We start from the raw sequence: 12661 nt of genomic DNA, 5'->3' as shown, positions 1-12661 counted from the left end.
GGTAATGACGATGCACGATCTTACGGGCGCGGTCTGGCGTACCAGCAGCCGTTCGAACGACCAGGGGCTCTGCGTGGAGGTCGCGGACAACCTGGTCGACGTCCACGGCCTTGTCGCGGTTCGCGACTCCAAGGACCAGGCCGGCCCCACACTCGCGGTCAGCCCGCCGGGGTGGACAGCCTTCATCGGCGCGATCCGGGCGGGTCGCTTCGAACACTGACCGGAGCACCGGCACCGGTCGACGACGTCCGGTGTCGAGCAACGGTCCAATCGGACAGCGTGGCCTCCGGGCGGTGGAAATTCCGTCCCGGGGGCCCCGTCCGGCCCTCACTCCGCGTACCGTCGGGGACACGGGAGGGTGGCATGTCGACGGTGGCGGTTACCGGGTTCATCGAGGCGCACGCTGTCGATGTCTGGCGTCTGCTGACCGACCTGCCCGGCCGTGCGGCCCGGCTGACCGCGGCCGGCCCGATCGAGGTGCTCACCCCGGGGCCGTTCGGCCCGGGCACCGCCTGGCGTGAGGAGCGCGCCCAGCCGGGCGGCGGCACGCTCAGCGAGGAGTTCCTGGTGGTGGAGGCAGTCGCTCCCACCCGGCTGGTGCTCTGTTCCTCCGGTGCCGGCGTGGATTACCGCATCACCTGGAGCCTGCGCCCGGTCCGACGTCGCCGCCGGGGTTGCACGGCGATCACCGTCGCCCAGGAGGCGGCGCCGACCGACCCGTACGGTCGCGTGGTGGCGCTGCTGCTCGGCGGCCTCGCCGCGCGGGCGGTGGAGGTGGCGCTCCGGCGTGATCTCGCCGACCTGACCGTCGCGGCCGGCGTCCTCGGCTCGGTCGAAGCCGCCTGAGCGCCGGCCGCTCACGATCCGCCCCCGCGCGACCGTCGCCGCCGTGACCTGAGCGGGGTGCGGCCGGTTCCGCTGGGTAGGGTGCCGGTCGGAGGTGCGGCATGGGGTTCCCGAGGGGTCGGCGACGGCTCGTGATGGTGGTCGCGGCGCTGTTCGCGATCGCAGCTGTCGCGGTCATCGTCCACCGGGTGCTCGCTCCGGCTGAGGTGAGCACGCTGGCGCGGGGTGACTACCCGGCCCCGGCCCGACCGGCTGCCGGAGTGATCGGTCGGCTGCCGGTCGCCCCGTTGATCGTGGACGGGAGACTGCGGGTGTACGCCGCACACCGTCAGGTCTACGCCGACCGGCCGGTCGACGGGCGGTACCGGACCAGCCCGTACTGGTCGTACCGGCGTTGGCCCGCCGAGCTGACCGCGATCGTCGCCGGCGGCAGCACGGTGGTGAGCCGCTGGTCCGACGGTCAGCTCGTCGCCCTCGACGCCCGGACCGGCGGGGTGCTCTGGAAGACCGACGGTCCGAAGCCGGCCGCCAGCACGGCGGTGGTACGACGGACCTGGGCGGCCACCGTGTGGGACCCGCGCGGGCTCCGGCTCGCCGACCTCCCGGGCGGTCGCACGGTGCTGCTGGTCAGCGGGGACGCCCAGGCGCGCGCAGTCGAGTTGAGCGACGGTCGGGAGCTGTGGCGGGTCGACCTGCCGGGCAGTTGCCGTAGCGACATCGGCACCACCGCCTCCGGGCAGCTGATCGGCCTGGACACCTGCGCCGGGCCGGCCACGGTCGAGTTCCGGGACGCCGCGACCGGCGTGGTACGCGAGCGTTGGCGACCGCCGGGTGGCCCGGACGAGTTGGTGGTGACCCCGCTCGGCTGTCGTACCGGCCAGTCGGACTGCCTGGCCCTGCGGACCTCCGGTCCGGGCGACGAGGGTGGCCGGGGTTGGTTGCTGGGTGCCGCCGGGCCGGTCGCCGCCCCGGCGCTGGATCCGGCCGGCGCGGTGCTGGTCGGTGAGCAGGCCGTTGTCGTGCTCGACGGGGTCGCGGTGGGCCGGTCGGCGGCCACCGGCACCGAGCTGTGGCGCGCCGAGGGCCTGGGTGTGGCCCGGCTGCTGGCCGGGCAGCCTGGCCGGGTGCACCTGCTGACCGAGACGAACGACCTGGTGACGCTGGATCCGGCGACGGGTACGCAGTTGTCCCGCTTCCTGCTCAACGTCGGCTCGGACGGGACCGGCTGGGCTCCCGGGGCGGTGGCGGTGGCGGACGGTTACGTCGCGGTCGAACGACTCCGCAAGCCGGTCGACCCGGACGGTGACGACCGGCGCTACTACTACACCGGCGAAGCGGTGATCCTGGCCGCCACCTGATCGTGGCGTCTTCGGCACCTGGACCTGCGACCTGCCCATGCCATTTGTCCAGAAAGGGTACGTTTTTCATGGTTCAGGTTTCCGGGAAAGGGGTCGGCGCATGGGTCGGACAGCAGTCAGCTACCTCGTGGGCGGCGTACTCGCCGCGACCGCGAGCCTCGTGCTGGCGGCCCCGCCGGTGCTGGGCGCCGACCCCGCCTCGGCGCGCGGGATCAGCGCCGTCCGGGCCGAGCCGTCGGCGGACACCGGCGTCACCTTCGAGATCCTGCCGGCCACACCGACACCCACACCGACCCTGACACCGACCCAGCCTCCACCCACTCCCACGGCCGACCCGCCTCAACCCTCACCCAGCCACGGCGGTCAGTTGCCGGTCACCGGTTCGGGCGGGTCGACACTGTTGCTCGTCGGGCTGGGCGGGGCTCTGCTCTCCGTCGGTTGGCTCGCCGTCCGCCGGAGGCGGTCGGTCTGACCAGCGCGGTCGGTCTGACCAGCGCGGTCGGCTGTCAGCGTGGTGTCAGGCGCCGGCCCGGATCCGTTCCCTCGGCCGGTCGGCCGGCGGTCGACCGGATCGTCGGGACCCGCGGGCCAGCACCGCGAGGCCGGTGACCAGCAGCAGACCCGCGACGGCCGCCCCCAGGGCCCAGCCGGACATGATCCGGCTGACGACACTGCCCCGTTTACCGACCTGACCCGCGTCGGGGAACTGGACCTGCGCGGTGAGGCTCCGCTTCACCAGGCCGCTCTCCAGGTTCACCTCCGCCTTCCAGGGGCCGTTCGGCAACTCGACCGGGAACCGGGCGATGACCTGCCCGGCGGCGCCGGGTGCCAGCGTGACGCCCTGACCGATCCGGAACGGGCCGGCCCGGCTGCCGGCCGGACCGTCGGTCAGGGAGACCGTGCCGGTCAGGTCGACGGCGCGGCCTCCGGTGTTGCGGACCTGGACGCTCACCGACGGTTCGCCCTCGGGGCTGCGGGCGGGGCGCAGCTCACCGATCGAGAAGTCGGAGGCTGGCTCGCCACCGGGCCCGATGTCGAGGTACATCCGGACTCCGACCCGGTGGACCTGGGTGATCTCGCCGCCGGCCCGGGGCGCGGAGGAGGTCGAGGCCCAGATCACCCCGTACCGCTCGCCGCGGGAGGCGGCGGGCGGCACCGTGATGGTCGCCCGGACCCGCGCCTCGCCCCACGGTTCCAACTCCACGGCGCGCTCGTCGAGGGTGGTCCACGAGGTCAGCTCGTTGGCGGCGCGGCCCTCGCCGAAGCGGAACGCCGACGTTTCCAGGGTCGCGGCTCCCGGGTACACGTCGACGCGACGGGTCTCGTCGGTGCGGTTGACGATCAGCAGTTGCCGTTTGATGGTGGTGCCCGGCGGTAGGTGGTCGACGATGTAGCGCAGCGCCCGGGGATCGGAGCGGCGGTCGGTCGGCGCTTCCAGCAACCGGATCCCGATGCCGCCGTCGTCCGACGCCTCGTCCGGTTCGACCGCGCCGGCCCGGGTCGACAGACCCGGACCGGCGAGGCAGAACAGAGCGAGCGCGACCGCGATGGTCGACCGCCCCCGGGGGCTACGCCACCGAATGCGTCACCGTGCCGGTGTAGACGCCCGCGATGCTGTCCAGCGGGACGTTGACCACCAGGGTGGGGTTCCAGCTGGCGGTGTTGCCGCCGGTGCCGCCGCTGTGGGTGAACGCGGTGAGCGGAGTGCCGCTGGACAGCGGGGCGGCGTCGCCGGCGGTGGGCTGCCCCGGCGTGAAGGTGCCGTTGCCGGTGGACGCCGTCAGCGGGCCGGACCAGTAGTCGATCTCTTCCGGGAGGACCGTCTCGGGCGGTGTGCCACCACCGGTCTGGAAGACCGACGCTGTCACCGAGGCGACCCAGGAGGCGTCGGCGGCCCCCCGGGAGTCGGTGACGGTCACCGTGCCGAGCTGCCCGGTGATGGTGCCACCGGGGGCACCGTCACCGAGGTCGGCGCTGGCCGGCGCGTCGATGTCGAGGGTGCCGGCGAGTACCTCGAAGGTCACCGTGGTGGTGTCGGTCGGAGCGGCAGCGGCCGGTGCGGCGAGGAAACCCACCATCGCGGCGGCGGCCGCCCCGGCGAGACAGATCTTGGCAGTACGCACTGTTCGTTACCCCGTTTTCTCGAAGTGAGCCGGTCAGTCCTCGATAACACCGGCTACTTCGGAAGATAGGGCGGAAACCGCACAAAAACGGGACAAACACTGCTTATGTCACGGGTTGGTCATATGTCAGGCCGACGCTCAGGTCAGCGCCGCCTCGGCGGCCGCCAGGAACGCGTCGTTCTCGACCGGGGTGCCGATGGTGACCCGGACGCCGTCCCCGGCGAACGGCCGGACGATCACACCGCGCGCCTCGCACGCCTTGCCGAACGCCACCGCCCGATCGCCCAGTGGGAGCCAGACGAAGTTGGCCTGACTCGTCGGCAGGTCCGGCACGAACTTGCGCAGCGCCTCGGTCACCCGGGCCCGCTCGCCGACGACCAGGGCGCAACGGCGCTCCATCTCGGCGGCCTGGGTCAGCGCGGCGAGCGCACCGGCCTGGGCCGCGGTGCTGGTGGAGAACGGCGTCGCCACCTTCCGGATGGCGGCGGCCACCACCGGCTGGGCAACCAGCCAGCCCATCCGCAGCCCAGCGAGCCCCCACGCCTTGGACAGGGTGCGCAGCACCGCCACGTTCGGCCGGTCCAGGTAGTCGAGCCCGTCCGGCACCTCCGGGTCGTCGACGAACTCCCGGTACGCCTCGTCGATCACCACGAGCACGTCGTCCGGCACCGCGTCGAGGAACCGGTCCAGCTCGGCCCGGCGCACCGCCGTACCCGTGGGGTTGTTCGGGTTGCAGACGAAGATCACCCGGGTCCGGTCGGTCACGGCCGCGGCCAACGCCGTCAGGTCGTGCCCGTGCCCGGCGTCGTTGGGCACCCGCACGCTGGTCGCGCCGCTGGTCGCCACGATGATCGGGTACGCCTCGAACGACCGCCACGCGTAGAGCACCTCGTCGCCCGGCAGGCAGGTGGCCCGGACCAGGTGCTCGGCCAGCGCCACCGACCCGCAGCCGGTGGCGATCCGGTCGGCGGCCACGCCGTACCGCTCGGCCAGCGCGTCGCGCAGCGCGACCACGCCCATGTCCGGGTAACGGTGTGAGGCGGTGATCGCCTCGGTGACGGCCTCCACCACACCGGGCAGCGGCCCGTAGGGAACCTCGTTGCTGGCCAGCTTGATGGCCTCCGGCAGGCCCAATTCCCGAGCCAGGTCGGCAGGGCTGCGCCCCGGCACGTAGTTGGGCAACGCGTCCAGGTCGGCGCGGGTCAGCCGCAGCGCCGGCTGGTGACGTCCGGAGTCGGTCATGGGGTGTCTCCCGGGGGCTGGTCGCGGTCGTTCGAGGGGGCGGAAGCGGGGCGGTAGGGGACCTCCACGACCACCGTCTGCGCGCGCTTGTCGTGCAGCGCCTGCCGCAGGGGGTGGTCCCAGAGGGGGGAGAGAGCGTCGACGAATTGCAGCACCAGGCCGATCCCGGCGCAGTACCAGAGCAGCGTCGGCAGGCCCAGCGTGCTCCACCGGCTCAGCGCCCGGCCGAAGCCCAACGGCTGGTCAGCGGCCATCGGCACCGCCCGGATCCGCATCATCCGCTTGCCGATCGTCTGCCCACCGGCTGCCATCGCGGGCACCTCGAACGCCAGCCACAGCGCGGTGGCGATCAGCAGGATCACCACGAGGAGCGACCCTGCCTGCTCGCCAGGAACGGGCAGACCCTCGGCGGAGGTGTCGCCCCGCGCGGCGCGCCGGAACAACTCCTGCCAGTACGGTGCCCACTCCTGCGCCCAGCGCCAGACGAACCAGCCGTTGACCACCACGTTCAGTGCGAGGAGGAGACCGAGGTCGATCAGGCGCGCGGTGAGTCGGCGACCGTAACCGGCCAGCCTGAAGCCGTGCGGCCGTGGCTCGGGTGGTCGTACCGCCCAGCCGGGGTGACCAGCCGGAGGCGCCCAACCGGGAGGACCGCCCTGCGGACCCCAACCGGGCGGGCCGGCCTGCGGTCCCCAGCCCGGGCCGTTACCCGGCTGCGGGCCGTACCCCGGGCCGTACCCCGGTTGTGGTCCGGGCCCGGGTTGCGGGCCGTGCCCCGGGTGTGGGCCGGGCCCCGGCTGTGGGCCCTGGTGTGGCGGCCAGCCAGGTGCGACGGGCCCCGGGGTGGTCGGGCCGGAGGTTGGGGGCGTGGCCGGGCTGACCGGCGCGGGCGGCTCGGGCGGCGGCGGGCCGTCCGGCGGGGTGGCGTCGACGGGAATGGGCGCGCCGAGCCAACCCTCGCCGTCCCAGTAACGCCGGGTCTCGGTGTCGGCGGGATCGACGTACCAGCCGGGTTGCACACTCACGCCGTCGCTCCGCTTCGTCGCGCGACGGCGCGAGACGCCACACTGCTGGTCCGCTCCCTGTGCTCGCTCACGAGGACACCTTAACGACGACCGTTTCGGCGAACTTGTCGTGGAGGCACTGCTGCCACGGCTTGTCCCAGAGCTGCCACAGCCCGTCGAGATAGCTGGCTCCGGGGATCAGAGAACCCGCCAGGTACTGCACCACCCACCGTCGGCCGGCCATCTGGCGGTTGAGCGTGCGGGTCGGGTCGAGCGGCACCACCCGCAGCTTCAGCGCCTTCTTGCCGAGCGTCTGACCGCCGCGCTTGAGGTATTCCACGTGGTAGAGCCAGTAGAGCCCAAGCATCACCACGAGAAGCCCGAGCTGAAGCAACATGATCGGCAGGAAGAAGTCCACGAGGAAGATGCCCGGGTCGGGTTCCACGAAGGTCCCGTCCGGGTTGGTCCGGGTCATCTCGTTGAACATCCGCACCCACAGGATGACGAAGAAGGGGCTGAACAACGCCAGCGACACGACGGTCGCCAGCGCCGTGTCGACCAGCCAGGCCAGCAGCCGGTCGGCGAAGTTGGCCAGCGGCTGACCACCCGGGCTCAGCGGCGGGGGCGGCGGGCCGGGTGGTCCGGCGTGCCACTGCGGCGGGGCGTACCCGGATGGGGCGTACTGCGGCGGCGCGGCGTACACCTGCGGGTGTGGTCCGGGCGGCGGCGCGACGCCGCCGGCGGCGGGCTGAGGCCCACCGACCGGCGGTGTCGGGTACGACGGAGGCTGCGTCACGCTCGCAAGTGTTACAGGTTGCCGCGGGCTTCCTGCTCCCGCTCGATCGCCTGGAAGAGCGCCTTGAAGTTGCCCTTGCCGAAGCCCAGCGAGCCGTGCCGCTCGATCAGCTCGAAGAAGACCGTGGGGCGGTCCTGCACCGGCTTCGTGAAGATCTGGAGCAGGTAGCCGTCCTCGTCCCGGTCGACCAGGATCTTGCGGGCCTTCAGCTCCTCGATCGGCACCCGCACGTTGCCGATGCGCTCGCGCAGCTCCGGGTCGTCGTAGTACGAGTCCGGGGTCTCCAGGAACTCCAGGCCGGCCGCGCGCATGGCGTCGACGCTGGCCAGGATGTCGTTGGTGGCGACGGCGATGTGCTGGGCACCGGGGCCCTGGTAGAACTCCAGGTACTCGTCGATCTGGGACTTCTTGCGGGCGATCGCCGGCTCGTTGAGCGGGAACTTCACCTTGCGGGTGCCGTTCGCCACGACCTTGCTCATGAGCGCCGAGTAGTCGGTGGCGATGTCGTCGCCGACGAACTCCGCCATGTTCGAGAAGCCCATCACCCGCTTGTAGAACTCGACCCACTCGTCCATCCGGCCCAGCTCCACGTTGCCGACCACGTGGTCGACGGCCTGGAAGAAGCGCTTCGGCTGGATGCCGGCGTCGATCATCGGCTGCCGGTTGACGATCGGGCCGCGGGCCACGAAGCCGGGCAGGAACGGGCCGGTGTAGCGGGACCGGTCGACCAGGGTGTGCCGGGTGTCGCCGTACGCGGCGATGGCGGCCATCCGGACCGTGCCGTGCTCGTCGGTCACCTCGTGCGGCTCGACGACGCTGGCGGCACCCTGCGCGACGGCGTGCGCGTACGCGGCGTCGACGTCCGGGACCTCCAGCGCGATGTCGCTGATCCCGTCGCTGTGCCGGGCCACGTGGTCGGCGCCGTCGGCGTCCGGGCGCACCGCGCCGGTCAGCACGAACCGGGCCGAGCCGCTGGTCAGCACGTACTGGGCGTGGTCCCGGTAGCCCTGCTCGGGGCCGCGGTACGCCACGCAGGTCATGCCGAACGCGGTGGAGTAGTAGTGGGCGGCCTGCTTGGCGTTGCCGACCAGGAAGTGCACGTGGTCGAGGCCCCGGACCGGGAACGGGTCGTGGCTGATGTCGTGGTCGACAGCGCCGACGAGCCGGTCGACGTCGACGTCCTCGGTCGACTGGGGTCGGTCGATCGCCTGGGTCATGGTGGGCTCCCTCGCGTACCGGCCGGCCTTGTGGGCCGCCGTGGTCGGTTCTTGTGGCGAGGATCGCTGGCCCGGCACCAGGTGGGCAACTGTTGGCAGAAATGCTGGTCAGGTTGCGCATTCGGTATGGTTGGCACCCATGAATGGTGAGCAGAATGTACAGCTCGACGGGCTCGATGTGCGCTTGATCGAACTGCTCGCCGAGGAACCGCGGATCGGGGTGCTGGAGTGCTCCCGCCGGCTCGGGGTGGCCCGGGGCACGGTGCAGGCCCGGCTGGACAAGCTGGTCGAGCGGCGGGTCATCGAGGGCTTCGGGCCGGAGATCTCACCGGCCGCGATCGGGTTCGGGGTGACCAGCTTCGTCACCCTGGAGATCACTCAGCGGCACGGCCACGACCCGGTCACCGCCCACCTCGCCGCCATCCCCGAGGTGCTGGAGGCGCACACCATCACCGGCTCCAGCGACCTGCTCTGCCGGATCGTGGCCCGCTCCAACACCGACCTGCAACGGGTCATCGACCAGATCGTCTCGTCCGCCGGCATCACCCGCGCGTCGACGATCATCGCGTTGGCCGAGCAGATCCCGTACCGCACGCTTCCGTTGGTGCGGAGCGCCGTCCGGGCCGAGGGAAGGGTGCTCTAACACCTCCGGGCTCAGAAAGCGTGGCGACACGGCGGCGCGGGCGTACGGAAGATCCGTGATCGTGGCTACGGTGTGCGGTGTGGCGAAGGGGAGCGTGCGCGGTGGGCTGCTGCTCGGCCTCGCCGTGGTCGTCGCCCTCGCCGCCACCGGCGTGTGGAACCCCTTCCCCGGCCTGTGGGACTGGGTGGACCGCAGCGAACCCATCTCCGAGCCCGACGTGGTCTGGCAGCAACGGGTCGGCGGCACCCCGCGCAGCGTGACCATCGCCGGCGACGCCGTCGTGGTCGAGCAGCGCACCCGGGTGGAGGCCCGCAGCCTGGCCACCGGCACGCAGCTCTGGGAGCGCAAGGCGGACTGGTCGGCCGTCGCGGGCGGCGACCGTGACCCGGTCGTCGCCGTGGGCAAGCTCCTGGTCAAGGGGTACGAGCTGCTCGACCCTTCCACCGGGGTGACCCGGCGACGCGACGACGACGCGGTGGCCGTGTGGACGTACCGCAACCTGCTCCTCGACGCCCGCTGCACGGACGCCACCGACTGCACCCTGAGCGCCTGGGACCCGCGCGGCACCACACCGATCTGGACGGCGTTCCTGCCCGGGGTGCACAGCGGCCTGCTGGCCGACAACCCTGGCCTGCGCGGCACCCGCCGGCTCACCGCCACCCGGATCGACGACGGGGTGGCCGGGGCCGAGCCCGCGCCACCGCTGCTCGGCTTCCCGGTGGACGGCCGGGTGCACGTGGTCGACACCGCCACCGGTCGCGTGTTGCAGAACGTCGAGCCCGGCCGCGACGAGCGGCTGTCCGTGGTGGGCGGCCGGATGCTGCGGATCGCCGCCCGATCCCAGGACGGCGCCTGCTACTTCGCCATCTCCGCCCGGGACCCGGCGACCGGGCAGGAGGCCTGGCAGCGGGCCGGGATCAACCTGCGTACCGCCGACTCCGCCGGCTGCGTGCAGCGCGAAGACCCGCAGGGCGCGCGGAACGTGCTGATCGGCGTCGGCCCGGACGGCCGGGAGGCGGTCATCGACGGGTACGACGGGCGGCTGCTCTGGGTCGGCGACTCGGGCACCAAGCTGATCGCGGTCGACGACCGTCTGGCGGTGTTCCGGGCGGCCGACAAGCGGTCGGTGGTCGCCCGTGAGCTGGGCACCGAGAAGGTGGTGTGGACCCGACCGGCCAGTGGCAAGGCCGGTGCCGCGCTCACCCCGTACGCGGCGGTCGTCGCCGACGAGAAGCCGTCCCGGTTGGCCGCTCTGGACCCGCGCACCGGCCGCGAACTGGCCGTCCTGCGCACCTCGGCGAACGCCCTCGCGGTCGGGTCACAGGGCATGATCGTCGGCGAGGGTCGGGAGATCGGGTACGTCCGCTTCGGCGCGGCCGGGGGCTCGCCCGCCCGCCCACCCGGCGACGGCGGGAATCCCGCGCCGGGTGGCACCGGGCCGGGCGGGTCGAACAACGGCGACTGCGGGCCGAAGGGGGAACTCTGCCCCGAGCCGGACGGCGGCAAGGACGGCTGAGCGGGCGAGTCGCCAGCTGATCCGCACTGCGGGGAGGCGTGGCGGGCCCGAGGCGATGAGAGCGGCGTCCCAGGACCCGCCCGGCGGGTGGGAGTGATCGACCGGTCTGCCCTAGGCTTGCCGCTCATGAGCAGTGCCGCCGCATTCTCGTACGCCCCTCTGCTGCCAACCGGCCCCGACCAGACGGACTATCGCCTGGTCACCGACGAGGGCGTGGACGTCGTACACGGCCCGGGAGGCCGCCGGTTCCTCACCGTGGAGCCGGCCGCCCTCACCGCGCTGACCGCCGAGGCGATGCACGACATCGCGCACTTCCTGCGCCCCGCGCACCTGGCCCAGCTCCGGGCGATCATCGACGACCCGGCCGCCTCGCCGAACGACCGGTTCGTCGCACTGGACCTGCTGCGCAACGCCAACATCGCCGCTGGCGGGGTGTTGCCGATGTGCCAGGACACCGGCACCGCGATCGTCATGGGCAAACGCGGCCGGCACGTGCTGACCGACGGCGCCGACGCCGAGGCCATCTCCCGGGGCGTCTACCAGGCCTACACCAAGCTCAACCTGCGCTACTCCCAGCTCGCCCCGCTGACCATGTGGGACGAGCGGAACACCGGCAGCAACCTGCCGGCCCAGGTGGAGCTGTACGCCGAGGACCCGGACGGGCACCCCGACGCGTACAAGTTCCTGTTCATGGCCAAGGGCGGTGGCTCGGCCAACAAGTCGTACCTCTACCAGGAGACCAAGGCGCTGCTCAACCCGACGCGGATGATGCAGTTCCTGGAGGAGAAGCTGCGGCTCATCGGCACGGCCGCCTGCCCGCCGTACCACCTGGCCATCGTCATCGGCGGCACCTCCGCCGAGTACGCCCTGAAGACCGCGAAGTACGCCAGCGCCAAGTACCTCGACGCGCTGCCCACCTCGGGTTCGATGAGCGCGCACGGCTTCCGTGACCTGGAGCTGGAGGCGGAGGTGCTGGAGCTGACCCGCAACTTCGGCATCGGCGCGCAGTTCGGCGGCCGGTACTTCTGCCACGACGTGCGGGTGGTCCGGTTGCCCCGGCACGGTGCGTCCTGCCCGGTGGCGATCGCCGTCTCGTGTTCGGCCGACCGGCAGGCCGTCGCCAAGATCACCCCGTCGGGTGTGTGGCTGGAACGACTGGAGACCGACCCCGCCCGGTTCCTGCCCGACGTGACCGACGATTCGCTCGACGCCGAGCTGGTCGTACGGGTCGACCTGAACCGGCCGATGGACGAGATCCGCGCCGAGCTGTCCAAGTACCCGGTGAAGACGCGGCTGTCGCTGTCCGGCCCGCTCGTGGTGGCCCGGGACATCGCCCACGCCAAGATCGCGGAGCGGTTGGACGCGGGCGAGCCGATGCCGCAGTACCTGCGCGACCACGCGGTCTACTACGCCGGGCCGGCGAAGACCCCCGAGGGCTACGCCTCCGGCTCCTTCGGCCCGACCACCGCCGGCCGCATGGACGCGTACGTGGAGAAGTTCCAGGCCGCGGGCGGCTCACAGGTGATGCTGGCCAAGGGCAACCGCTCCGGTCAGGTGACCCGCTCCTGCCAGCAGCACGGTGGCTTCTACCTCGGCTCGATCGGTGGCCCCGCCGCCCGCCTCGCCCAGGACTGCATCAAGCACGTCGAGGTCCTCGAATACGCGGAGCTGGGCATGGAGGCGGTCTGGAAGATCGAGGTGGAGGACTTCCCGGCCTTCATCGTCGTCGACGACAAGGGCAACGACTTCTTCGCCGAGGTCACCAAACCGGTGCTCACCGTCGGCCGCCGCTGACCGACACGTACGCGAGGGGTGCCGGGCGAGTTCGCCCGGCACCCCTCTGTCGTCCGTGCTCTGCCGACATCGGTGCGCCCGCCCCGTTGGGGTGGGACGGGCGCACCGCCCCCGTCGGATGC

General features: G+C 72.4%; 13 protein-coding genes. 7 read left to right on the top strand and 6 right to left on the bottom strand.

The genetic code is table 11. The annotated features are described in order from the left end of the window. The first annotated feature begins 10 nt into the window (after window positions 1-10). The 4 genes from LADH09A_RS26430 (at window position 11) to LADH09A_RS31800 (ending at window position 2676) form a co-directional block, all read left to right on the top strand. Window positions 11-220, top strand: coding sequence for a DUF397 domain-containing protein (locus LADH09A_RS26430; RefSeq protein WP_238648292.1), 210 nt, complete (start codon window positions 11-13; stop codon window positions 218-220). A 143-nt stretch (window positions 221-363) separates the two neighbouring features. After that, entirely contained in the window at window positions 364-846 is a 483-nt protein-coding gene (locus LADH09A_RS26425; protein WP_238648290.1) for an SRPBCC family protein, read from the top strand. A gap of 101 nt (window positions 847-947) precedes the next feature. Continuing rightward, window positions 948-2204 (top strand): outer membrane protein assembly factor BamB family protein, encoded by a 1257-nt coding sequence (locus LADH09A_RS26420; protein WP_238648288.1) that lies wholly within the window; start codon window positions 948-950, stop codon window positions 2202-2204. Window positions 2205-2304: 100 nt separating this feature from the next. After that, window positions 2305-2676 carry an LPXTG cell wall anchor domain-containing protein gene (locus LADH09A_RS31800; protein ID WP_274530166.1) on the top strand — a complete coding sequence of 124 codons (372 nt, stop codon included), beginning with the start codon at window positions 2305-2307 and terminating at the stop codon, window positions 2674-2676. Window positions 2677-2721: 45 nt separating this feature from the next. On the opposite strand, the gene LADH09A_RS26410 is transcribed toward LADH09A_RS31800, so the two are convergent. The 6 genes from LADH09A_RS26410 to hppD all read right to left on the bottom strand — a co-directional run bounded on the left by LADH09A_RS26410 (window position 2722) and on the right by hppD (window position 8586). After that, window positions 2722-3645, bottom strand: coding sequence for a hypothetical protein (locus tag LADH09A_RS26410; protein ID WP_238648287.1), 924 nt, complete (start codon window positions 3643-3645; stop codon window positions 2722-2724). A 127-nt stretch (window positions 3646-3772) separates the two neighbouring features. After that, entirely contained in the window at window positions 3773-4327 is a 555-nt protein-coding gene (locus tag LADH09A_RS26405) for a hypothetical protein (RefSeq protein WP_238648286.1), read from the bottom strand. Between the two features lie 138 nt (window positions 4328-4465). After that, the gene (gene hisC, locus LADH09A_RS26400) at window positions 4466-5569 is read right to left on the bottom strand and encodes a histidinol-phosphate transaminase (RefSeq protein WP_238648285.1); all 1104 of its coding nucleotides are present in this window, start codon (window positions 5567-5569) and stop codon (window positions 4466-4468) included. Next, window positions 5566-6594: an RDD family protein gene (locus LADH09A_RS26395; protein WP_238648284.1), complete on the bottom strand. Its 1029-nt coding sequence runs from the start codon at window positions 6592-6594 to the stop codon at window positions 5566-5568. The genes hisC and LADH09A_RS26395 overlap by 4 nt, the downstream gene beginning before the upstream one ends. A 67-nt stretch (window positions 6595-6661) precedes the next feature. Next, window positions 6662-7369, bottom strand: coding sequence for an RDD family protein (locus LADH09A_RS26390; protein WP_238648283.1), 708 nt, complete (start codon window positions 7367-7369; stop codon window positions 6662-6664). 11 nt (window positions 7370-7380) lie between these two features. Further along, window positions 7381-8586 (bottom strand): 4-hydroxyphenylpyruvate dioxygenase, encoded by a 1206-nt coding sequence (hppD, locus tag LADH09A_RS26385; protein ID WP_238648282.1) that lies wholly within the window; start codon window positions 8584-8586, stop codon window positions 7381-7383. 139 nt (window positions 8587-8725) lie between these two features. Here hppD and LADH09A_RS26380 point away from each other — a divergent pair, with 139 nt between their 5' ends. The 3 genes from LADH09A_RS26380 (at window position 8726) to LADH09A_RS26370 (ending at window position 12539) form a co-directional block, all read left to right on the top strand. Continuing rightward, window positions 8726-9229, top strand: coding sequence for an Lrp/AsnC family transcriptional regulator (locus LADH09A_RS26380; RefSeq protein ID WP_238648281.1), 504 nt, complete (start codon window positions 8726-8728; stop codon window positions 9227-9229). Between the two features lie 70 nt (window positions 9230-9299). Next, complete coding sequence (locus tag LADH09A_RS26375) at window positions 9300-10745, top strand: outer membrane protein assembly factor BamB family protein (protein ID WP_372492352.1); 1446 nt, start codon at window positions 9300-9302, stop codon at window positions 10743-10745. Between the two features lie 126 nt (window positions 10746-10871). Continuing rightward, window positions 10872-12539, top strand: a complete 1668-nt coding sequence (locus LADH09A_RS26370) for a fumarate hydratase (RefSeq protein ID WP_238648277.1) — start codon at window positions 10872-10874, stop codon at window positions 12537-12539. Window positions 12540-12661: the final 122 nt, after the last annotated feature.

The organism is Micromonospora cabrerizensis, assembly GCF_022230955.1.
Lineage (GTDB): Bacteria > Actinomycetota > Actinomycetes > Mycobacteriales > Micromonosporaceae > Micromonospora > Micromonospora cabrerizensis.
Note: the sequence above shows the minus strand (reverse complement) of the source record. Positions and strands in the feature narration are given on the sequence as shown.

Bases quoted from the DNA above. Each gene is read 5' to 3' on its own strand.
- LADH09A_RS26430 (WP_238648292.1), top strand. From the start codon at position 11: ATGCACGATCTTACGGGCGCGGTCTGGCGTACCAGCAGCCGTTCGAAC.
- LADH09A_RS26425 (WP_238648290.1), top strand. From the start codon at position 364: ATGTCGACGGTGGCGGTTACCGGGTTCATCGAGGCGCACGCTGTCGAT.
- LADH09A_RS26420 (WP_238648288.1), top strand. From the start codon at position 948: ATGGGGTTCCCGAGGGGTCGGCGACGGCTCGTGATGGTGGTCGCGGCG.
- LADH09A_RS31800 (WP_274530166.1), top strand. From the start codon at position 2,305: ATGGGTCGGACAGCAGTCAGCTACCTCGTGGGCGGCGTACTCGCCGCG.
- hisC (WP_238648285.1), bottom strand. From the start codon at position 5,569: ATGACCGACTCCGGACGTCACCAGCCGGCGCTGCGGCTGACCCGCGCC.
- hppD (WP_238648282.1), bottom strand. From the start codon at position 8,586: ATGACCCAGGCGATCGACCGACCCCAGTCGACCGAGGACGTCGACGTC.
- LADH09A_RS26380 (WP_238648281.1), top strand. From the start codon at position 8,726: ATGAATGGTGAGCAGAATGTACAGCTCGACGGGCTCGATGTGCGCTTG.
- LADH09A_RS26370 (WP_238648277.1), top strand. From the start codon at position 10,872: ATGAGCAGTGCCGCCGCATTCTCGTACGCCCCTCTGCTGCCAACCGGC.